This is a genomic window from Kitasatospora sp. NPDC002551, from assembly GCF_040296005.1.
In the GTDB taxonomy this organism is placed as follows: domain Bacteria; phylum Actinomycetota; class Actinomycetes; order Streptomycetales; family Streptomycetaceae; genus Kitasatospora.
The window spans coordinates 116,878-137,721 of sequence record NZ_JBEOWI010000007.1 but is presented as its reverse complement, the minus strand read 5'-3'; the positions used below and the strand labels follow the sequence as shown (position 1 = coordinate 137,721).

29 protein-coding genes are annotated in these 20,844 nt (G+C 72.1%); 28 read left to right on the top strand and 1 reads right to left on the bottom strand.

Annotation, left to right across the window (positions count from 1 at the left end):
• Positions 1-19: 19 nt before the first annotated feature.
• The 4 genes from ABT093_RS09770 (at position 20) to ABT093_RS09755 (ending at position 1,311) form a co-directional block, all read left to right on the top strand.
• Complete coding sequence (locus tag ABT093_RS09770) at positions 20-175, top strand: hypothetical protein (RefSeq protein WP_350562251.1); 156 nt, start codon at positions 20-22, stop codon at positions 173-175.
• Between the two features lie 89 nt (positions 176-264).
• The gene (locus ABT093_RS09765) at positions 265-396 is read left to right on the top strand and encodes a hypothetical protein (protein ID WP_350562249.1); all 132 of its coding nucleotides are present in this window, start codon (positions 265-267) and stop codon (positions 394-396) included.
• Between the two features lie 57 nt (positions 397-453).
• Positions 454-888, top strand: coding sequence for a DUF6221 family protein (locus tag ABT093_RS09760; RefSeq protein WP_350562247.1), 435 nt, complete (start codon positions 454-456; stop codon positions 886-888).
• Between the two features lie 144 nt (positions 889-1,032).
• Positions 1,033-1,311: a hypothetical protein gene (locus tag ABT093_RS09755; RefSeq protein WP_350562245.1), complete on the top strand. Its 279-nt coding sequence runs from the start codon at positions 1,033-1,035 to the stop codon at positions 1,309-1,311.
• On the opposite strand, the gene ABT093_RS09750 is transcribed toward ABT093_RS09755, so the two are convergent.
• Positions 1,312-1,905 carry a hypothetical protein gene (locus ABT093_RS09750; RefSeq protein WP_350562243.1) on the bottom strand — a complete coding sequence of 198 codons (594 nt, stop codon included), beginning with the start codon at positions 1,903-1,905 and terminating at the stop codon, positions 1,312-1,314.
• A gap of 55 nt (positions 1,906-1,960) precedes the next feature.
• On the opposite strand from ABT093_RS09750, the gene ABT093_RS09745 reads away from it, so the two are divergent.
• The 24 genes from ABT093_RS09745 to ABT093_RS09630 all read left to right on the top strand — a co-directional run bounded on the left by ABT093_RS09745 (position 1,961) and on the right by ABT093_RS09630 (position 20,836).
• On the top strand, positions 1,961-2,398 hold the full coding sequence (locus tag ABT093_RS09745) for a hypothetical protein (RefSeq protein ID WP_350562241.1): 438 nt from the start codon (positions 1,961-1,963) through the stop codon (positions 2,396-2,398).
• Positions 2,398-3,528, top strand: coding sequence for a hypothetical protein (locus ABT093_RS09740; RefSeq protein ID WP_350562239.1), 1,131 nt, complete (start codon positions 2,398-2,400; stop codon positions 3,526-3,528). Before ABT093_RS09745 ends, ABT093_RS09740 begins: the two co-directional genes overlap by 1 nt.
• A 16-nt stretch (positions 3,529-3,544) precedes the next feature.
• Complete coding sequence (locus ABT093_RS09735) at positions 3,545-3,832, top strand: hypothetical protein (RefSeq protein ID WP_350562237.1); 288 nt, start codon at positions 3,545-3,547, stop codon at positions 3,830-3,832.
• Between the two features lie 9 nt (positions 3,833-3,841).
• Positions 3,842-4,360 carry a class I SAM-dependent methyltransferase gene (locus tag ABT093_RS09730; protein WP_350562235.1) on the top strand — a complete coding sequence of 173 codons (519 nt, stop codon included), beginning with the start codon at positions 3,842-3,844 and terminating at the stop codon, positions 4,358-4,360.
• Positions 4,357-4,773, top strand: coding sequence for a hypothetical protein (locus tag ABT093_RS09725; RefSeq protein WP_350562233.1), 417 nt, complete (start codon positions 4,357-4,359; stop codon positions 4,771-4,773). Before ABT093_RS09730 ends, ABT093_RS09725 begins: the two co-directional genes overlap by 4 nt.
• Positions 4,774-4,939: 166 nt before the next feature.
• Positions 4,940-5,161, top strand: a complete 222-nt coding sequence (locus tag ABT093_RS09720; RefSeq protein ID WP_350562231.1) for a hypothetical protein — start codon at positions 4,940-4,942, stop codon at positions 5,159-5,161.
• Complete coding sequence (locus tag ABT093_RS09715; protein WP_350562229.1) at positions 5,161-5,361, top strand: hypothetical protein; 201 nt, start codon at positions 5,161-5,163, stop codon at positions 5,359-5,361. Before ABT093_RS09720 ends, ABT093_RS09715 begins: the two co-directional genes overlap by 1 nt.
• Positions 5,362-5,379: 18 nt before the next feature.
• A complete protein-coding gene (locus ABT093_RS09710; protein ID WP_350562227.1) occupies positions 5,380-5,580 on the top strand; it encodes a hypothetical protein in 201 nt (66 codons plus the stop codon).
• Positions 5,581-6,025: 445 nt separating this feature from the next.
• On the top strand, positions 6,026-6,526 hold the full coding sequence (locus ABT093_RS09705) for a phage terminase small subunit (RefSeq protein WP_350562225.1): 501 nt from the start codon (positions 6,026-6,028) through the stop codon (positions 6,524-6,526).
• Complete coding sequence (locus tag ABT093_RS09700; RefSeq protein ID WP_350562223.1) at positions 6,526-8,172, top strand: terminase large subunit domain-containing protein; 1,647 nt, start codon at positions 6,526-6,528, stop codon at positions 8,170-8,172. Before ABT093_RS09705 ends, ABT093_RS09700 begins: the two co-directional genes overlap by 1 nt.
• Before the next feature lie 16 nt (positions 8,173-8,188).
• Positions 8,189-9,625: a phage portal protein gene (locus ABT093_RS09695; RefSeq protein ID WP_350562221.1), complete on the top strand. Its 1,437-nt coding sequence runs from the start codon at positions 8,189-8,191 to the stop codon at positions 9,623-9,625.
• Positions 9,612-10,607, top strand: a complete 996-nt coding sequence (locus tag ABT093_RS09690; RefSeq protein WP_350562219.1) for a VG15 protein — start codon at positions 9,612-9,614, stop codon at positions 10,605-10,607. Before ABT093_RS09695 ends, ABT093_RS09690 begins: the two co-directional genes overlap by 14 nt.
• 57 nt (positions 10,608-10,664) lie before the next feature.
• The gene (locus ABT093_RS09685; RefSeq protein ID WP_350562217.1) at positions 10,665-11,231 is read left to right on the top strand and encodes a hypothetical protein; all 567 of its coding nucleotides are present in this window, start codon (positions 10,665-10,667) and stop codon (positions 11,229-11,231) included.
• Between the two features lie 10 nt (positions 11,232-11,241).
• Positions 11,242-12,198 (top strand): phage major capsid protein, encoded by a 957-nt coding sequence (locus ABT093_RS09680; protein ID WP_350562215.1) that lies wholly within the window; start codon positions 11,242-11,244, stop codon positions 12,196-12,198.
• Positions 12,195-13,205 carry a glycosyltransferase family 4 protein gene (locus ABT093_RS09675; protein ID WP_350562213.1) on the top strand — a complete coding sequence of 337 codons (1,011 nt, stop codon included), beginning with the start codon at positions 12,195-12,197 and terminating at the stop codon, positions 13,203-13,205. Before ABT093_RS09680 ends, ABT093_RS09675 begins: the two co-directional genes overlap by 4 nt.
• Complete coding sequence (locus ABT093_RS09670) at positions 13,202-13,591, top strand: Gp19/Gp15/Gp42 family protein (protein ID WP_350562211.1); 390 nt, start codon at positions 13,202-13,204, stop codon at positions 13,589-13,591. Before ABT093_RS09675 ends, ABT093_RS09670 begins: the two co-directional genes overlap by 4 nt.
• A 3-nt stretch (positions 13,592-13,594) precedes the next feature.
• Positions 13,595-13,909: a hypothetical protein gene (locus ABT093_RS09665; RefSeq protein WP_350562209.1), complete on the top strand. Its 315-nt coding sequence runs from the start codon at positions 13,595-13,597 to the stop codon at positions 13,907-13,909.
• A gap of 4 nt (positions 13,910-13,913) precedes the next feature.
• Positions 13,914-14,198 (top strand): DUF5403 family protein, encoded by a 285-nt coding sequence (locus ABT093_RS09660; protein ID WP_350562207.1) that lies wholly within the window; start codon positions 13,914-13,916, stop codon positions 14,196-14,198.
• On the top strand, positions 14,195-14,638 hold the full coding sequence (locus ABT093_RS09655; RefSeq protein WP_350562205.1) for a phage tail termination protein: 444 nt from the start codon (positions 14,195-14,197) through the stop codon (positions 14,636-14,638). The genes ABT093_RS09660 and ABT093_RS09655 overlap by 4 nt, the downstream gene beginning before the upstream one ends.
• A gap of 16 nt (positions 14,639-14,654) precedes the next feature.
• On the top strand, positions 14,655-15,218 hold the full coding sequence (locus ABT093_RS09650) for a phage tail tube protein (protein WP_350562203.1): 564 nt from the start codon (positions 14,655-14,657) through the stop codon (positions 15,216-15,218).
• 91 nt (positions 15,219-15,309) lie between these two features.
• Positions 15,310-15,648, top strand: a complete 339-nt coding sequence (locus ABT093_RS09645) for a phage tail assembly protein (protein WP_350562201.1) — start codon at positions 15,310-15,312, stop codon at positions 15,646-15,648.
• An 80-nt stretch (positions 15,649-15,728) separates the two neighbouring features.
• On the top strand, positions 15,729-16,058 hold the full coding sequence (locus tag ABT093_RS09640) for a hypothetical protein (RefSeq protein WP_350562198.1): 330 nt from the start codon (positions 15,729-15,731) through the stop codon (positions 16,056-16,058).
• A gap of 49 nt (positions 16,059-16,107) precedes the next feature.
• Positions 16,108-19,923 (top strand): hypothetical protein, encoded by a 3,816-nt coding sequence (locus ABT093_RS09635; RefSeq protein ID WP_350562196.1) that lies wholly within the window; start codon positions 16,108-16,110, stop codon positions 19,921-19,923.
• Entirely contained in the window at positions 19,913-20,836 is a 924-nt protein-coding gene (locus ABT093_RS09630; RefSeq protein WP_350562194.1) for a phage distal tail protein, read from the top strand. Before ABT093_RS09635 ends, ABT093_RS09630 begins: the two co-directional genes overlap by 11 nt.
• Positions 20,837-20,844 lie beyond the last annotated feature (8 nt).

Sequence of the window (20,844 nt, the reverse complement as noted above, 5' to 3'; positions counted from 1 at the left end):
ACCCACCAGAGGAGACCCCATGGAGAAGAAGCTCGCTGCCGCGCTCGACCGGGACGACGCTGCCGAGGACGCCGGCATGCACCCCGACAACCGCGAGACCTGCCACACCCACCAGTGCTGGGCGCACGAGTGCGCTGACCACCCCATGCACACCCGCCCCAGCGCCGCCCGCTGACCACGCCCCGGGGCGGCCGTCTGAGCCTGGCAGCCGCCGGCCGCCCCGGGCCCTCCACCACCCACACAGCAGCAGAGGAGACGCCCATCATGGCCTACAGCGACGGCACCGCGCCGATCGACCCGCAACCCCAGCCCGAGCCCCGCGTCATCGAGCGCGGCAACGGGGCCAGCGTCATCTGGCCCCAGCCCGAGCCCCAGTCGGCCGAGCCCAGCCGCTGACCAACCCGCCCGCCCCAGGACCTACCCGGGGCGGGCGGACCCGCGAGAGGATGAGACATGACAGCCAACCTGGTGGCGTTCCTGAAGGCCCGCCTCGACGAGGACGCGAAGGCGGCACAGGGCGCGTGGCCAGGGCCATGGGCTGTCGACGAGGAGGAATACGGCGTCGTTGACCCCGAGACCGGGACCGAGATCGCCGACGTCATCGTGTGCAGCACCCGCCAGCAACAAGCGACCAGCCGCCACATCATCCGCCACGATCCGGCGCGAGTGCTGGCCGACGTCGACGCCAAGCGGCGCATCATTGCCGCGCACGCCGCCGTGGTTCTGCGCGGCGGCCCCGGCGCCAGGTACTTCGACACCACAACGGTGTGCCGTTCGTGCGAGCCGCCCCAGTTTCCTGAGCACGCGTTCCCATGCGCCACGCTCCGCCTGCTGGCCCTGCCGTACGCTGACCACCCCGACTACCAACCCGAGTGGGCGCGCGAGTAGCGGGACAACACGGGACCCTGCGGGACTTGCAGGGTGATCGCCGCCCGTCGTAACCTCAATCGCAGCAGGTAGCCCCTGCCCAAGTTCACCCGAAGGCCCCGCAGCGACCGCGCTCGGGGCCTTCGTGCTGCCCGGGGAGGTGCCGTGGCCGTCCGCTACCCGAACCCCCCACTGCACCAGATCAACCCGGACGACCTCGCCGACCGGGCTGGCACCGCCGAGGCCTTCAGCATCAGCGAGTCCGCGGTGAAGAAGTGGGTCATGCTCGGCCTGATCGAGGCCCTGCCGATCCCCGGCGGCCCGCAGCTCTACCACCTGCCCACCGTCGCCAGGGCCGAGTACCACGCATGGCAGAACGGCGCCGACCGGCCCGCACGCGGCGGACGAGTACCCGGCTGGCGACCCGGACAAGCCGCCGCGTAGCTACTCCTGGACGAGCCGCTTCAGCTCGCCGTGCTCATCAAGAGCCCACCGCGCACCCTGCGCATCCGTGAACTCCAGCACGGCGCGGTTGTTCCGAATGACCTGCTCGGAGTATTCACTCAGGCGAAACTCGAAGACTCGCCCAGGGCCTATGAGATGGACCGGTGATGAGTAGGACCCAACAACCACCTGGGGATCACGCGCCTGCACCTCGGTGACGCTCGGGGTGTACGGTCCGAACTTCACCTCAACATCCCGGATCGGCAACTGGCTTTCGTTGAACACCCGGGCTCGCGCCCAGTCAGGCTGCCTCGTCACCGGCATTCGGACCTGCCGAGCCTGCGCCGCACTGCGATCCTCGGCCGTAGCGAGCAACTCCTGCCGCTCCAGCCGAAGCGTCTCCGACTGCTCGACCATGAAGGCCCGCTGATCCGCGATGAACGCCTGCTGCTCACCAATGAAGGCACTCTGCTCGTTCACCTGCTGGCGAAGCTTGATGAAGCTCGCGACCGCGAAGGCCGCCGCAACACCGGCAGCTATGAACCCGAACCACGTTGGGGCATCGCCCCAATCGATCTTTCCTGCAAGAAGCATGGCCGAACCCTAGTGCGCCGCAGGCGCCGGGGTGATCGAATCCCAGGAGGATCCCGTGGCGCTGTTCGTCTTCAACGCCGGCCTTGGGCGCGTCGCCGCTCTTGCCGCGCTCCCCGCCGCCAACGACGGCCTCGTCATCGTGCCCCTCCAGGCCAGCGGACTGCCCGCCGACGCCACCCTCAAGGACTGCGCCACCCTGGCCGCAGTCCTCGCCGCCGGCGCCACCGAGCAGACCACTATGGGCCGCAAGCCCCTCGGCAGCGTCACCGTCACCGTGAACAACGCGCTCGACCGGGTCGAGGTCGACGCCGCAGACGTCACCTGGACCGCAACCGGCGGGACCGCCGTCGGCGCCTTCGTCATCGGCTACGACCCCGACACCACCGCCGGCACCGACGCCGACATCATCCCGCTCGTCAAGAGCGACGCCACCGTCACTCCCGACGGCAACGACTTCATGCTGACGATCACGGACTTCTACCGGGCCAGCTGATGCCCGGCATCGCCAGCCTCGTCGACAACTTCGACGACAACACCGTCAACCCGGCGCTCTGGCCCAACAGCTACGGCACCTACCAGGAAGCCAGCGGGCGAGCCCGCGTCGCCTGCGACACCAGCTTCAACGCCTACAAGAGCGCCACCTCGTGGACGCTCACCGGCTCCAGCTTCTACCTGCGCATCTACCCGCCCGCCCCCAGCGGAGCGGCCACCGCCACCTGCACCGCATTCATCACCAGCGTTACGGCCGGCACCGACGCGGGCTTCTTGATCGATGCCGCAGGGAACGCGCTCGGCCTGTACCTCCGGACCGGGTTCGCCGACGCCGGCGCCGTCTTCCTCACCTACAGCGCGACCGCGCACGCCTGGCTCCGCCTCCGCGAGACCGGCGGCACCCTCTACTGGGACACCAGCCCCGACGGCACCACCTGGACCAACCGGCGCACCGCCACCACCCCCGCCTGGGCCGCCGACACCACCCTCGCCCTCTACATGGACTCCCACCGCGACACGGGCACGTCCAACTGGGCCGAGTACGACAACCTCAACACCCCGCCGGTCACGGTGCGGCCGTTCGGCACCGCCACGGAGACGAACACCGCCGTCGCGGCCAGCCATCGAAAGACGCGCACGTCCGGCACCGCCACCGAGACCAACACCGGCATCACCGGGACGGCAGCGAAGCACCGGACGCTCGGCACCGCCTCCGAGACCAGCACCACACCGGCCCAGGGCGGACGGAAGACCAGGACCCTCCCCAGCGCAGGCGAGACCTCAACCGCCCTCCCCCCGCTGACCGCGAAGACCCGCACCCTCGGCCACGCCGTCGAGACGTCGGCCGCCCCGGCGCCCGCCGGGACCAAGCAGCGCGCCATCGGCACCGCCACCGAGACCGGCCTCCCGCTCGCCCCGGCCGGGGCCAAGCGGGCCGCTCACGGTGTCGCCTCCGAAACCGACACCGACCGGCCCCTCGCCACCGCCAAGCGCGCGGTCCACGGAACCGCGGCCGAGACCGACACCGCCACCGGACCCGCCCGGCCGCACCTCGGTCACATCCGGGCAGGCGCCCCGCGTACCGGCCGGTGGGCGGCCGCCGCACCACGCCACCGCTGGGGCGCACGCTGACCGACAGGGGGCAACCGTGGACCGGGCCAGCACCGAGTACCTGCAGATCCCGGTCACCGCCGCCGTCGACCCCACCGGCTACCCGGTCCAGATCGCCCTCATCGCCAGCACCGCCCGGCCCGCCGAGCCGGACTGGCACCCCGCGACCTGGACCACCATCGACGGCATCCCGCACGCCCAACTCCTCGTCGGCCCCGACGGCGGCGCCCTCACCCTCACCGCCGGACGATGGCGCCCCTGGCTCGACATCGACGCCGGAACCGAACACCCGATCATCGCCGCGCCCGCCTTCGACATCACCTAGGAGGCGCCCGTGCCGACCTCGGACGCCGAAGGCAAGGACTGGTCGCTCGACCTGTTCCTCGCCACCCGCCCAGACACCGTGACCGACATCGGCCCCGGCCTCGGCACCTACGCCCAACTCCTCCGGCCGCACCACCCCGGACACTGGACCGCCATCGAGATCCACCGGCCCTACATCGGCCGCTACGGCCTCCGCCTCCAGTACGACCAGGTCCACCACCTCGACGCCCGTGACGCACCCGACCACCTCTACGACCGGGACCTCGTCATCGCCGGCGACGTCCTCGAACACATGCCGCCCGAGCAGGCAATCGCACTGCTCTACCGCATCACCCAGGCCGGCGCCCGCCACCTCCTCGTCAGCCTCCCGATCATCCCGGCCCCGCAGGGCGAAGTCGACGGCAACCCCTGGGAGGCGCACATGCACGACTGGACCGCCACCGACATGGACCACGTACTCGCCGAACTCGGCGGCACCGTCCACGCCCGCCACGGCCACACCCTCGGATGCTGGTGGTGGAGCCGATGAGCACGTTGCACGAGACCCTGAGTGCGCGCGTTACGGCGATCAGGAAGCGCGCCGACGAGCTGTTGCCGAACGCTCTGTCCGGCGAGGCGCGACTGCTCGCCATTGCCAGCATCCGCCGCTGCGAAGCCGATGAGCGAATCCTCAACCGGCACAGCCTGTGGAACGAGACCGAGTGCAGCGGATGTGGCTACGACGCTGGCACGTACGGCGACCCGGTCACCGAGAACCTCAACGACTGCCCGGAGCTGCTCGACATGGCTCACGCGCTCGGTCTCACCGAGGACGACATCGCCGCGCTCGAAAGGCCGCAGCGCAAGCCACGCAAGCCTCACCCTTCCTGGGGACTGCTGGGACTCGCTGACATCCGCCGAGTGCCTGCCACGTTCCTATCCAGTCCCCGCGAGGACACCTGATGACGGCCTTCCGCCACGAGTTTTGGTGGTGGGCCGAGCAGCAAGCCGGGAAGCTGTGGGACCGGGCCTGCCGAGACGGCGTCTCCTGCTGGCTCGACTGGCTCCCCGCCTACTGCATGCGTCGCCGGTACGCCGCCCAGAACGCCCTCGCGCGGAAGGGATGACCGTGGCCGATCAAGCGCCCGACCCCTACGGCATGGCCGACGCTCTGCCCGAGGGCTGCATCCCCCTCGGCATCACCGGCATCATCAAGGCCCTCGACGCCGACGGCGACACCGTCATCGTCACCTACCGCCAACCCGGCATCACCGCCTGGGAAGCACTCGGCATGCTCATCGCCGCCGCCGACGACATGCGAGCCAGCCTCCAACGCGTCGAGGAGGGCTGATGCCCGTCCGCCTCACCGCCGACGAACTGCGCGCCATCGCCGACGCCCTCGACACGCTGGCCGAGGTCACGGCCCGCACCATGGTCGAGATCTACGGCTACGACAACCAGCAGATGACGATCAACGGCAACGTCCTCACCCTCGCCTTCGACAGGCTGGAGAGCGGCCACCCCCAATACGCGCTTGAGCTGCCCGACTGACCGCGAGGAGGACCGACCGTGGCCCGCATCCAGGTACTCGAACTACCCATGCGTCACAGCGGCGACGACACCGAGACGCCGTTCGTGATCATCCTTGACCAACTCGACGGCACCGACCTCGCCGAGCTGCACCGGCATGCCGCCCTTGGCGAGGAGCTCACCCAACGCTCCGGCGCCCGGGCAGTCATCGCCTGGGCCGGCACGCTGGACGTGGCCTGATGGCCTGGTCCACCAGCGGCCGCCGGGCCCGCCTGCCCAAGGACTGGCCGGCCATCAGGCTGCGCGTCCTCGCCCGGGACCGGCACACCTGCTACCTGTGCGGCCGTCGGGCGACCGAGGTCGACCACGTCCGACGCGGCGACGACCACGCTGATAGCAACCTGCGAGCCATCTGTCAAGGGTGTCACCGTCTCAAGTCCAGCCGCGAGGGCGGCACAGCCACCCGGCGTGGGTACCGACCCACCCGGAGGCGACCCCCCGAGACCCACCCGGGTCTCCTATAGCACGCCACGCACCGCAACGCAAGCCCTTCGAGGGAAGTTTGTAGACGTACATGGTGGGGGGCACCCCCTCCCCCCGGCCCCTTCCCCGCTACGCGTATAGGTGCTCGCCGTGTGTACGGGTCTGGGGATTCTGCCCCTGACCTGCAAGGAGGTGGGTGCCGATGGCCGGCGTCGGCCCTGCCCCGAAGGATCCGTCCCGCCGGGCCCGCCGCAACAAGGACCCGCAGGCGCAGACCATCCTGCGGTTCGAGCGGGCCGAGGCGCCCGAACTGCCGGACTTTCGGATCAACGCCGGCGAGGACGGCCTGGTCGAGTTCGTGTGGCCGGAGCGGACCCGGGAGTGGTGGGAGACCTGGCGTCGGTCTCCGCAAGCTGACCACTTCAGCGCCACCGACTGGGAAGAACTCCTGACCACAGCCCTGGTCCACGCCAAGGTCTGGTCCGGCGATCTGTCCGCGGCCCCGGAACTGCGGCTTCGGGTCGCGAAGTTCGGCGCCACGATGGAGGACCGGGCCAGGTTGCGGATGCAGTTCGCGGCCGCCGACGAGGCCGACGCCAAGCGGCCCGAGGCCGGCGCCGGAGCACGGGCCCGCTACGGGCAGCTGAGAGCGCTCCCGGGCGGCAACGACGGGCCCAAGGAGGCGGCTGGCGGGGAGGTCTGATGCCCTGGCGGGGACCTCAGTACGAGGGCGAGCGGCCCACACTGGGCTGGCTGGTCCTGGACTGGATGATCGAGCACCTCGCGGCCCCGGACCGGCCGGAGTACGAGCCGTTCGTCCCGACCCGCGAGCAGGCCGAGTTCATCCTCGGCTTCTACGAGCTCCACCCGGGCACCGGGAAGCGGGCTATCCGCCGGGGCGTGCTGTCTCGGCCCCGCGGGTGGGGCAAGTCGCCGCTGCTGGCCGCGATCGCGTGCGTCGAGGCGCTCGGCCCGGTGGTCCCGGACGGCTGGGACGCGGCGGGCGAGCCGGTCGGCATGGGTTGGGAGCGCATCCGCACTCCGCTCGTGCAGGTCGCGGCCGTCAGCGAGGACCAGACGAAGAACACCTGGGTGCCGCTGCTGGAGATGCTCCGCGAGGGGCCGGCGTGCGACGCCTACCCGGGCCTGGAGGTCCTGGACAGCTTCGTGAACCTGCCGCGGGGCCGCGTCGAGCAGGTGACCAGCTCCGCGACGTCCCGCAAGGGCAACAAGGGCGTGTTCACGGTCCTCGACCAGACGGAGGAGTGGACCGCCAGCAACGGCGGCAAGCGCCTTGCCCAGGTCCTGCGCTCGAACGCGGCGAAGATCGGCGGCACCACGCTGGAGTCGCCGAACGCCTACATCCCCGGCATGGGGTCGGTGGCGGAGGAGACGTTCGCGTTCGCGAAGGCCATCGCCGAGGGCCGCACCCGCGGTGACGGCCTGCTCCTGGACCACCGGGAGGCCCCGCCGGAGACCGATCCGACCGACCGCGAGTCCCTCGTGGCCGGCCTGCGGGTCGCCTATGGAGACTCCTCGGACCACGAGGACGGCTGTGTTCTGCACGACCCGCCGTGCGCCCCGGGCTGGTCACCGATCGAGCGCCTCGTCGGGGACTTCTGGGACACCAGCAACGACCCGCAGGTGATGCGCTCGGACTTCCTCAACCAGATCACCCACGCCACCGACTCCTGGCTGTCCCAGCCGGAGTGGGCCGCCTGCGCGGCCCCGGACACCACGGTCGCGCCGAACGACATCATCACGCTCGGGTTCGATGGCTCCCGGCGCCGCAACCGCGGCGTCACCGACGCGACCGCCCTCATCGGCTGCCGCGTCAGCGACGGGCACCTTTTCGAGATCCGGGTGTGGGAACAGCCGAAGGGCTTGGCGGACTGGGAGGTCCCGGTCGGCGAGGTTCTGGCCGAGGTCGACGCCGCGTTCGCCCGCTATCGGGTCGTCGGCTTCTATGCCGACCCGGCGAAGTGGGAGTCGCATGTCCGCGGGTGGGAGGCCAAGTGGGGCCGCCAGCTCAAGGTCAAGTCGTCCAGCTCGCACGCGATCGAGTGGTGGATGACCGGCGGCCGGGCCACCTTGATCGTCCGCGCGCTGCGGGCCTTCCACGACGCCGTCACCGACCGGGAGATGACGCACGCGGGCCCGACCCTGACCCGGCACGTCCTCAACGCCCGCCGCTCCGAGTCCCGCTCCGGCCTGCAGATCCGCAAGGAACACCCGGACTCCATGCGCAAGATCGACGCCGCCGTCGCCGGCGTCCTCGCCTGGCAGTGCCGCCTGGACGCGCTCGCCAAGAACGTGACCGCCCGTCGCACCGTGACCGTGCTCCGCTGAGAGGAGGTGCTGCCCCGTGGCGACGCCCCTCCTCCTGCCGGACCAGCTGACCCGCGACGAGCAACTGCTGCTGGAGCGCCTGTGGCAGCGGCTCCAGCAGGTCCGCTCCGCACCGGCGAGCCAGGGCGGCCTGGACGTGCTGCAGCGGTACTACGACGCCGACCGCTACATGCGGAGCATCGGCCTCAACGTGCCGCCGGGCTGGGAGGTCCTGCAGACCGTCATCGCGTGGCCGGCGCAGGCCGTCGACACGGTTGAGGAGCGCCTGGACGTCGAGGGCTTCCGCGCTTCGGCGTCCGACGCCCCGTCCGAGGACCTGTGGAACCTGTGGCAGGCGTGCGGCATGGACGAGGAGTCCCAGATGGGGCACCTCGATGCGCTGTCCCTGGCCCGCGCCTACGCGGTCGTCGGCGTGGACGCCTTCGGCGACCCGGTCATCTCGGTTGAGTCGCCGCAGTGGATGATCCACGAACGCGACCCCGGCACCCGCCAGGTCCGCACCGCGGCCCGGTTCGTTCAGGACGTCCGGCAGGTCGACCGCCCCGAGTACCAGCAGTTCGGGCAGGCGACCGCCGCGACGCTGTGGCCGCGGCCTGGCATGACCGTCCAGCTGGTACGCGGCGAGGGCGGATGGGTGGTGGTTGACCGGCAGACGTCGGACATGCCGTACCTGCCGGTGGTGCCGCTGGTCAACCGGCCGCGCACTGCCTACCGGGCCGGCCGCTCCGAGATGCTGCGGGTTATCCCCGTCGCGGACGCCTGCTGCCGGGCCCTGACGAACCTGCAGATCGCCGCCGAGTTCCAGGCCGTTCCGCAGCGCTACGTCCTCGGCGCCTCCGCGGAGGACTTCCAGGACGCCGACGGCAACCAGGTCCCCGCCTGGGAGGCCTACATGGGCCGGGTCTGGGCGCTCGCCAACGAGGGCGCGAAGGCCGGCCAGTTCCAGCCCGCCGAGTTGAGGAACTTCGAGACCGCGATCCTCACCTACGGCAAGCTCGCCGCCAGCCTCCAGGGCGTCCCGCTCTCCTACTTCGCGGCCGGCGCCGACAACCCCACCAGCGCGGACGCGATCCGCGCGGAGGAGGCGAGGCTGGTGAAGAACTGCGAGCGCCGCCAGCGCAACTTCTCCGGCAGTTGGGAGGACGTGATGCGCGTCGCCCTGTGGATCAGCCACAAGGGCAACCTGCCGGCCGGCCTGGAGCGCCTGGCCACGGTGTGGCGCGACCCGTCCACGCCGACGATGGCCGCGAAAGCCGACTACGTCTCCAAGATGGTCGCCGCCAAGGTCTTCCCGGCCGCGTACGGGCCGGAGGCCCTGGGCCTGCCAGTCGCCGAGCAGGAACGTATCGCCGAGCTGTGGAACGAGCAGGACCCCTCCGCACGCCTGGCGTCCGCTCTCGACCGGGCCACCCGGCCGCCGGCCCCTGAGCCGGTGCTCGATGGCCCGGCGTGACCGCGGGCTGTTGCTGACCCAGCACCACCGCATCGCCCAGGCCCGCATCGGAGCCCGCACCGCGGCCCGGGTCCTGAGCCTGTGGCGGCGCCGGGTCCGACCCCTCGCACCGGCAGCGTCAGCCGATCCGTGGCTGGCCGCGTCCCTGTCGGTTGTGCGCGAGCACCGGGCCGAGTCCGAGCGCCTCGGGGCGGCCTACCTGCGGTACTACCGGGCTCTGGAGACCGGCAGCACACTGCCCGCCTTCGAGCCGGGCCCGATCACGCGGACCGTGACACTCGGCGACCTGCGCGAGGAGTACGCCGAGGTCGCCGACGACATCCTGCCGCCGGCACCCGACGACGCGGACGAGGCCGACGTCGAGGAGGCATACGTCTGGCCCGAGCTCGACGAGGACGCGATGGACGATGCCGCCCGCACCAGCCTATGGGTGACCGGACCGGTCCATGCCGAGAAGCGACTCGCCGACGCCGAGGCCCTGCAGCAGTCCGGGCGGCTCGACGACGCCGGCTTCCTCGCCGAACTCGACGACCTGATGCGCGACTCGGGCGTCACGGCGTCAGGCGCCGCAGACCGGGAGGCCCTGCGGGGCGGCCGGACGATGGTCTCGACGGCGTCCCGTGCGGACCGGCGGGTACTCGGGTGGGCTCGCGTCACCGACGAGAACCCGTGTGCGTTCTGCGCGATGCTCGCATCCCGCGGCATCGTCTACCGGACCCGCGACGCCGCGATCCTCAAGGGATTCGCCGACAGCGGGCGCCGCAGCTCCGACGTCCTCGACCCCGAGGTGGAGCTGGAGAAGTACCACGACATGTGCCACTGCACGCCCATGGCGGTCTACTCGACGTCCGCCGAGCTGCCGGACAGCTCCCAGGAGATGGCGCGCTTGTGGCGGTCCTCGACCCGCGGCTACTCCGGCAAGACGGCCCGAGCCGCGTTCGAGCGTGCTCTGCGTGCCCAGCGCCGGGCTGACCGCTCCTGACCGTTCTGTTGATCTGCCCGGCTGGCCCGGGCCCGCACTCATGCCCAGGAGGCACCCATGTCCACACCTGCCCCGCCTGCCGCCCCGACGCCGGAGCCCGCGAGTGCGCCCCCGGCCCCGGCAGCCCCGGCTGCCCCCGTTCCGGCGCCGACCGCGCCCCCCGCACCCACGAACGGGGGCGCCCCGACGGCCGAGCAGCTCGCCGAGCTGCCGGAGTGGGCACGCAACCGCCTGTCCGTGCAGGAGTCGGAGCTGACCCGGGCCCGGGGCGAGGCCGCGGCTCGGCGGGTCGAGCTGCGGGAGACTGCGGCCCAACTCGCCGCCGCCCCCGACGCGCAGGCCGCCCTGCAGGCCGCCGCCGAACGCCTCGCGGCGGCCGAGCGGCAGCTCACCCGCGAACGCCTCGGCCGCCAGCACGGGCTGCCCGATGCCCTGGTCGCCCGGATCGCCGGCGACACCGACGAGGCGATGGAGACCGATGCGAAGGCCCTCGCCGCCCTGCTGCCCCAGCCCGGGCCGCGCATGCCCGTCCCGGACCCGCTCCAGGGCGGCGGAGCCCCCGCACCCCTGACCCCCGGCGAGGAATTCGCCGGTTTCCTGTCCCGAGCCCTCAGGGGCGAGTAAGGAGGACCCCATGGCGGCCACCCCGCCGGTCAAGCTCAGCAACATCAGCTCCACGCTGCTGCCGCCGACCATCACCGGCCCGATCTTCGAGAAGTCGGTCGAGCTGTCCGCGGTCATGGCGCTGTCGCGCCGTGTCCCGCTGGCACTCACCGCCAACACTGCGATCCCGATCCCCGGCGACGTGCCGACCGCCGACTGGGTCGACCAGGCTGGCCGCAAGCCGCTCGGCACCGGCGGCATGCAGGTCAAGCAGATGGCCGGCAAGAAGCTGGCGGTCCTGGTGCCGGTCTCGATGGAGGTCGCCGAGACCAACGCCGCCGGCCTGTTCACGCAGCTGTCCAACGACTTGCCGACCGCGTTCGCGCGCGCCTTCGACGCGGCGGCGATCCACGGCAAGACCATGAAGGGCGCCGGCGGCCCGTTCGCGGACTACCTCGCCTCGACCTCGAAGGTCGTCACGATCGGCACCACCACCAAGGCCAACGGCGGCATCTGGGGCGACCTCGTCCAGATGCAGAAGGAGGTCATCGACGACGACTGGGACTACACCGGCACCGTCGCCGACCCCCGGCTGCGGCCGTCGCTCCTGACCTCCACCGACCTGCAGGGGCGCCCGATCTTCGTCGACACCACTGTCGCGGGGACTGGCGCGGCGCTGGCCGGCACCCTGGTCGGCGAGCCGGTCGCCTACTCCCGCTCCGTGTCCGGCAAGCAGCGCCGCCAGTCCGGCAGCGTCGACACCGGGCTGCGGGCGATCGGCGGCGACTGGACGCAGTGCGCCTACGGCGTCGGCATGGACATCACCGTCAAGGTGTCCCGCGAGGCGACCTACGTCGACGAGGACGGCGGCGTCCACTCCGCCTTCCAGGAGAACCTGGTGCTCCTGCTGTGCGAGGCGTACTACGGCTTCGTCGCCTCCGACGTCGAGGCGTTCGTGCGGCTTAACGCTGCCGCGGGCGGGTCGTGACCGGGCGCCGGCTGCGGATCGTCGCGAGGGTCCACGGCTACCCGCCGGACCACAACGCCGGCGCTGAGTGGATGCTGCACACGATGCTGCGGGAGCTGGCCTCCCGCGGTCACGACGTCAGCGTCCACCTGTTCCGGTACACGGCGGCGATGCCCGGCCGGTACGACGTGGACGGCGTCGCCGTCTACCCGATCCAGTCGAGCTACTTCCCGGAGGCCGGCCGACAGGCCGACGTGCTCGTCTCCCACCTGGAGGGAGCCCCGGCGCTGGCCGCCTACGGGCGCTCCTGGCAGGTGCCGACCGTCGCCGTCGTCCACAACACCCACGCCCCCAGCTTCGAGTCCGCCGCAGCCTGTGACCTGGCGGTCTACAACGCCCGCTGGACGCGCGCGGAGGCCGAGGACTACTACGGCCGCACCCGGCTGACGGCGCCCGCCGAACTCGTCGTCCGGCCACCGGTCGTCGCGGCCGACTACGCCACCACGCCGGGCGACCGGGTCACCCTGGTCAACCTCTACGCCGACAAGGGCGGGCCGCTGTTCTGGGAGCTGGTCTCCCGGATGCCCGACGTCGCCTTCCTCGGCGTGCGCGGCGCCTACGGCGACCAGGAGATCCCCGCCGTCGTCCCGCCGAACGCGGAGGTGCTGCCGCAGACGCCCGGAGCCCTGATGCGCGAGCGGGTCTACGCCCGCTCCCGGATCGTCCTCATGCCGTCCTCCTACGAGTCGTGGGGCCGCGTCGGGGTCGAGGCCATGGCCTCCGGCATCCCCGTCATCGCCCACCCCACCCCTGGCCTCGCTGAATCCCTCGGTCCCGCCGGGGTGTTCGCGGACCGCGACGACCCGGCCTCCTGGGAGGCCGAGATCCGCCGACTGCTCGACCCCAAGGCGTGGAAGGCCGCGTCGAAGAAGGCGCTCGCACGCTCGGCCGAGCTGGACCCGGCCGACGACCTGACCGCCTGGTGCGAGGCGGTGGAAGCGCTCGCAGAGCAGGGGGTGACGCGGTGACCGCGACCGTCGCCCAGGTCCGCGCCCTGATCCCGCAGGGCAGTGACCTGACCGACCAGCAGATCCAGGACCTGGTCACCGCCGCCGAGACCTACCTCTTCGGCCTCTACCCGGACCTGCCCGCCCGGCTCGCCGCCGGCCGGCCACCCTCGCAGGCGACCGTCGACTACGTCGAGGCGTCCATGGTCGCCCGGGTCGCCCGCAACCCGGAGGGGCTGCGGATGGAGATGGACGGCGACTACCAGTACCAGATCGCCGCCCAGGCCGCCGCCGGCTACCTCACCCTGCTGGAGGAGGAGCGGCGCATGCTCACCGCCGGCCGCGGGGCCTTCACCATCACCCCGTACACCGCCCGGGTGCCGGTGCCCTACGACGGGTGGTGGTGAACCGTGTCCCTGCTGGACGGGGGCCCGGACACCATCGTCGTCCACCCGGCCGGCCCGGTCCGCCCGGACGGCACCCGCGGCCCCGAAGGATCCCCGGTGACCGTCCGCTGCCGGGTGCAGCCGTCCTCCAGCAGCGAGGACGCCTCCACCGGATACCTCGACCAGACCCTCTACCGGGTCCTGGCCCGCGAACTGCCTGCCGGCCCGTGGGCGCGGGTGTCCTGGCGAGGCCGGGACTGGACCGTCGTCGGCGAACCCAAGCGCCACGGCGGATCACCCCGGACCCGGCACGACACCGCACTGATCCGGCGGAGGTGAGCACGTGGCCCGTCGGGACCCCCGCAAGATCAACGCCATGGTCGCCCACCTGCCGGGCGTGCGGGCCGCGGTGCGGGCCGAGTTGGAGACCAGGGCCGCACGGGTCGAGGCCGTCGTCGCCGCCCACACCCAGACGGGGCAGCTCGCCCGGAGCCTGAAGGTCACCACGGACCGCACTGACTCCACGGTGTCCATCTCCGACCCGGCGATCCTCGCCATCAACTACGGCCACACCGCGTCCGACGGCACGGTCATCCCTGGAATCCACGCCATCGAGGCCGCGCTGTGACCCCGACCGCGCCGCTTCCCGACATCGACATCCTGGTCCGTGAAGCCCTCACCTCGGTATTCGGTGCGGACGCCACCGTGATGACGCTGATACCGGACGACTGGGCGGCCCGGCTCGACCTCGTCGTCGCCCGGCGGGTGCCAGGCGCCGGCGCGATCGACCCCCGGGGCCTGGACGCGGCGATCGTCGACATCCAGAGCCTCTCCGCAGACCGAGCCACGGCATCAACGCTCTGCCGACGCGCCGTAGCCGGCCTGTACGACGCCTGCACCCGGCAGTTCGCGTCCCCTGCGGCGGGTGGCTACCTGTCGCACTTCAGCAGCGTCGGAGGCGGCCCCGCCGAGCTCCGCATCGGCCTGCCCGCCCCTGATGCCAGCACCTTCCGTTTCCAGGCGACCGTGCGCCTGACCGCCCGGCCCACGCCGGTACCAACCCCCTGACCCCTGGAGGTCTTTCATGTCGCTCGACGACGCGACCACGATCATCCCCGGCACGGGGTACCTGTACCTGGCGCCGCCGGACACGGAGAAGCCGGTGACCATCACCGACCCACTCGCGCCGGGCTCGCCCTGGGTCAACCTCGGCCACACGAGCCCCGACAACATGCCGTCCTTCACCCGCGACGGCGACGCCCCGACCACGCTCGGCTCCTGGCAGAACCGCAAGATCCGACAGACCAGCCCCGACATCACCTACGGCCTCACCTACCAGTCCATCCAGGCCGACCCCACCAACCTGCAGCTGTACTTCGGCTGCGGGGCGGAGAAGATGCAGGCCGACGGGTCGATCCGGATCCCCGCGAGCCCGGTCCCGCAGATCAAGGCCCTGCTGATGATCATCGTGGACGGCTCGCACTTCGTGCCGCTGTGGCACCCGCGGGTCTCGCTCCTCGGCTCGGACGCCGTCAGTCTCGACCGCGAGAACTGGTTCGCGCTGCCGATGGCCGGCACCTTCCTCGCCTCCGAGCTCATCGGCGGCGACATCGGCGAGTGGGCGACCGTCCTCGGCGCAGGGTCCTGACCCTCGCCCCTCCAACTCCTGTGCCGCCGGCCACGGTCCCGCCGGCGGCACAGGACCCTCCTGCCCGGGACCGACACCGAAGGGACCGACCATGTCTACGCTCGACCGCATCATGGCCAAGGTCGCCAAGACCTACCTGTCCATCCCCCTCGACCTGCGCGACGGCACGGCCGCCAACCTCCGCAACCTTCTCCTCCTCGACGAGGCCGACCGCAGGTCGGCGACCGCCGTCCTCGCCGGCCTCAACACCGACACCGGCGGGCTCGACGGCGACGCGATCGAGGACCAGCTGCGGCTGAGCCGCGAGTTCCTCGCCGCCGTCTCCGACCGGCCCGGTGCGGTCACCGCCGAGCTGGCCGACTGGCTGCCCGCCGCCATCATCACCCTCGTCGAGGAGTACATGGAGGCGACCCAGGCGGGGGAAGCCTGATCCTCGGCGAGCTGGTCGAGGCCCATCACCGGCCGATCCGGGCCGACTTTCAGGAGGTCTACGGCCTGGACCTCGACGACGTGTGGCGTGGCACTCTCACCCCGGGCCGCGTGCTCGACCTGCTCGCCGAGTTGCCGCCCGGCTCGCGCTTCGCCGCCGCTCGCCTCGGAGACCCGTCCGCCGTCGGCTGGGACGCCAAGACCCACCTGTTGGCCGACATCGTCGAGGCCATCCACACCCTCACCTGGGTGACCATGCAGGTCCGGACCCGCAAGCGGCTCGAAGTACCCGCGCACCTGCCGCGGCCCGGCACCGCAAGGTCCCGGCCGTCGGCCGAGCGCCGGCCGCTGGACCTGTCCAAGCACCCGAACGCCCGGCCTCTCCCGGAGAAGTACCGCACCCACAACTGAACAACCCGGGCAGAAACGATTCTGCCGATCGCGGAGGGGGTGATCCGCGATGGCAGGAGGCCCCGGCGGCCGCGAGGTGGAGCGGCTCTCCGTCCGCGTCCTGCCCAACACCAGCAACTTCGCGACCAGCCTGCAGCGCTACCTCGACCGGATCGAGCAGCGCGCCCGGCTGAGCGTCACCGTCGTCGCCGACACCTCGGCGTTCGCCGAGCGTCTGCGGATGGTGCTGGCCGGCTCCGCCCGGCAGCTGGACGTCAACGTCCGGCCCTATGTCGACCGGACCGCGGCCCGCCAGGTCCGCGCCTACCTCCTCGCCCTCGCCGAGCGGGTCGACGCGCAGATCCGGCCGGTCCTCGACCGGGGCGCGGCCCGGCGCGTCACCTCCCAACTGGAGCGGACGTACCGCGAGATCAGGGCACAGATCCGCCCGAACCTCGATGGCCGGGCCCGCACCCGGGTCGCGGCCCAGCTTGCCGAGCTGGCCCGCGCCCGTACCGCGCGGCTCAACGTCCGCGCCGACGCCGGCCCGCTGCGGCAGGTCTCCACCGCGCTACAGCGCATCAACCCGGCCTCCGCGCTGGGCGGCCTGTCCTCCCTGCGCGGAGCCCTGATCGGGATCGGCGCGGTCAGCCTGCCGAGCATCATCTCCCTGGGTGTGCAGCTGGCCCAGATCGGGCCGGCCGCTCTGGTCGCCGTGCCCGGCGTCTTGTCGCTGGTGAGCGCTTTCGCGGCGCTCAAGATCGGCATGTCGGGCGTCGGGGACGCCATGAAGGCCGCTTTCGCTCCGGCGGCGAAGGGCGGGGGTGGCGGTGGGGGCGGGGCGGCCTCCACCGCCAAGGCGGTTGCCGCGGCCCAGCGCCAGCTGGGTGACGCCAAGGAGAACCTCGCCAGGGTCTCCGAGGACGCGGCGGCCCGAACCGTCCGGGCTGACCGGGATGTTGCCGACGCCGAGCAGGACCTCGTCCTGGCCCGGCAGCAGGCGGCCGACCGGGTCGCCCGCGCTCAGCGGGATGTCGCCGACGCCGAACAGGCGCTCGCCGATGCCCGCCAGGAGTCCGCCGACCGCAGCGCCGAGGCGCTCTCCCAGGTCACGGAGGCTGAGCGGCGGCTGACCGACGCGCAGACCCGTGCCGTCCGGGCCCAGCAGGATCTCGACGAGGCCCGCCGCCAGGCCAGCCAGGACCTGGAGGACCTGGCCGACCGGGTCATCTCCAGCAGGCTCGACGAGCGGGCCGCAGTCCAGCGGCTCGCTGACGCCGAGGCCGACCTCGACGCGGCCCGCAAGTCCGGCAGCACCGACAAGACCGACCGGGCCCAGCTTGCCTACGAGCAGGCTACCCAGGCCCTGCGCGAACAGCGCAAGGAAGTCCGGCGGCTGGGGGCCGAGCAGGCCAAGGCTGATGCCGCCGGTGTCGACGGCGCCGAGCGAGTCGTCGCCGCCCAGCAGGACGTCGCAGACGCGGCCCGCGAGAGCGCGGACGCCGCGCAGCAGGTCGCCGACGCTCAGGCATCGGCCTCCCGCCAGCAGGTCGACTCCGCACGGGCGGTCGCTGACGCCCAGCGGGACCTTGCCGACGCGCAGGCCGCCTCCGCGCAGGAGCAGGCCGACGCGGCCCGGACGGTCGCCCGCGCCGAACGGGACGTCTCTGACGCCCGGCAGGCTGCGGCGGAGACAGCCCGCGACAGCGCCCGCCAGATCGCGGACGCCCAGCGGTCAGTCGCCGACGCCCAGCAGGCCATCGCCGATGCCGCGCAGGCCGCCGGAGGGGCCGGCGGCGGCGCGGCGGGAGTCGACGCGTTCGCCGAGGCGATGGCCCGGCTCACGCCGAACGCCCGCGCGTTCGTCCTGGCGGTCAAGGAGATCGCCCCCGCCTGGCGGGAGGTCCGCTCCGCTGTCCAGGAGCGCCTGTTCGCAGGCCTCGACGGCGAGCTGAGGGCGACCAGCGCGGCGACGCTGCCGGTGCTGCGGCAGGAGCTCGTCGCCACAGCCGGCGCGCTGAACGGGATGGCGGCCGGCTTCGGGGCCGCGGCCCGGGATATGGCCGAGAACGGCATCCTCGGCAAGGCCCTCGGGGGCCTGGCGGCGGGCCTCCAGAACCTCGCGTCGTTCCCCGGCGACTTCACGGCGTCGCTGCTGACGCTCAGCGCCATCGCGTCGCCCGCGTTCGACCGGGTCACCAAGGCCCTGGCCTCGGCTACGGCCGACTGGAAGAAGCGCCTCGCGGAGTCGCTGTCCGGCGGCGGCCTCGCCCAGACCATCGACCAGGCCATCAACCTGGCGAAGCAGCTCGGCGGCGTCCTCGCCAACACCGGCCGCGTCCTGGGCAACGTCTTCGGGCCAGCGGCGGCAGCCGGTGGCGGGTTCCTCGGGATCCTGGAGCAGGTCACTTCCCAGCTCTCCAAGGTCACGGCGACGCCCGAGGTCCAGCAGGGCCTGAAGGACTTCTTCGAGTCGTTGGCCGCGGTCGGCAAGGTCGCGGTTCCGCTGCTCGGCCAGGCCCTGAAGGTCCTTGGACCGGCCGTCTCCGCGCTGGCGCCCGGCTTCCAGACGCTGGTCGCCGCGCTGGGCCAGGGCGGTCTTCAGCCGGTGATCGCCGCGCTCGCCCCGGTCCTGGTGGAGGGCGGGCGGGCGCTGGGTCAACTGGGCCTCAACCTGGTCCCGGTGATCAATCTGGCGGGTCGCCTCGCGTCCCAGCTGGGCCCCGTCCTGGTCCCGGTCCTGAAGACCGTCGCTGACCTCTGGGCGGCGGGGGCGCCCCTGGTCGAGGCGCTGGCCCGGGCTGCTGGTGACCTGCTCAGCCCCATGCTTGCCGCCCTGCCGGGTCTGATGGCTCCGCTGCTGGCCGCCTTCTCGACCTTGATCAAGTCGCTGCTGCCGGTCGCGATCAAGCTGATCGAGGAACTGCCGCTCGCCGAGCTCGGCTCCAGCTTCGCCGCCGTCGCGACAGCGCTCGCCCCGGTCCTCGCGCAGCTCGCGGTGCTGCTGGCCGACCAGCTACGGGTGATGGCGCCGATCCTGGCGCCGATCATCTCAGCGGTCGCCCAACTCGCCCAGGTCCTGGCGGGGGTGCTGGCCAGCTACATCCAGAACATCGTCGTCCCCGCGCTCAGCCTGGTGTCGTCGCTGCTTCGAGGCGACTTCGCCGGGGCCTGGCGCTCGGCGAAGGACCTCGTGAAGGGCTTCATCGACTTCACGATCGACCTGTTCATCAACCTGCCCTGGCGACTGGCCCAACTCATCGGCGAGTTGGGGTCCAAGCTGTGGGAGGCCAGCGGTCAGGCGTGGTCGAAGTTCAAGGACGCCGCGGTCAACAAGGTCCGCGACGAGTTCCTGCCGTGGGTCGCCGGGCTCAAGGTCGACGCGCTCAACGCGCTCGGCGACCTGAACACCTACCTCCGCGACTCCGGCCGGGCCCTGATCAACGGGTTCATCCTCGGCATGAAGTCGAAGAGCGACGATCTGAGGAACTCCGTATTCGGGTTGTTGCACGATGTCCGGGAGTACTTTCCGTTCTCGCCCGCCAAGGTCGGCCCCTTCTCCGGCCGCGGATGGACGCTCTACAGCGGCCAGGCGATCAGTGCCGACCTGGCGCGGGGCGTCCTTGACGGACAGCAGCAGGTGTACGACGCCACGTACGCCATCGCGGCGACCGCCCAGGGCAACCTCGCCGGCATCACTGCCAGCGCGGCGGCCGGAGCCACCGGCCGACCGGTCATGGCCACCGCGCCGGCGGCTGCTGGGGCGGGCGCGGTGACGCTCAACATCGCCGAGTTCAACGCCTACGCCGACCAGGACGTGGACGGCATCGGCCGGGCCCTGTACCGGGAGACGACGGCGAGGGGGTGGTCACCTCGTGGCCGGTGAGCTGATCACCACCGACGGCCAGATCGAGTGGCGCGGCCTCCTCCTCGGAGAACGGTCTCCATACGCGGGCCGAGTCCTCGCCGGATGGGACTCACTGCCGCCTCTGGACGACGCGTCCGCTCTGCGGGCCCAGCAGCACGGCGCATGGCCGGGCCGGCTGCTGGCCCGCCAGCGCGTCCTCACCTGGGATGCCGAACTGATCCCCGAGGACCCCGCGCAGGACGCCCAGTGGCCGGCCTCCCTCGCCCAACTGCGAGCCGCAACGAGCGTCCGCCAGGACGAACAGCCCCTTGTGGTGCGGCTCGCCGGGCAGACCCTCCAGGTCGGCGCCCGCATTACCGCCCGCACCATCCCCTCCGATCAGCAGTACACCGCCGGCTACACCAGCATCAGCCTGGAGTGGACCTGCTCCGACCCGCTGCGGTACTCGCCGGCCGAGCTCAGCACCAGTACCGACCTCCCCCAGCCCGGGCAGGGCCTGGAATGGGGCGACGGGGCGTCCCCGCCAGGTCTCGACTGGTACGACGGCACAACCCCGGAAGGTCTCGACTGGGGATCCCCCGGATCGACCGGGGACCTGACCGTCACCAACGCCGGTGACGCCGAGACGCCGGTACGGATCGAGTTCCGCGGCCCCGTGACCAAGCCCTCGGTCCGCCTCCAGGAGACCGGCCAAGTCCTGGAGTACGACCTGGTCCTGGCCGCCACCGACGTGCTCACCGTCGACACCGCCGAGGGCACCGTGACGCTCGCCTCCGGCGCGTCCCGCCTCTACACCGTCACCCCCCGCAGCGTGCCAGAGCAGACGTTCGTCCTGCCGCCCGGGTCCAGCACCTTGTCCTTCCGCGACGGCCCTGGTGCGACCGGCACGACCGCGTCCATGACCGTCCGATACCGCTCCGCGTACTGGTAGGAGGCCAG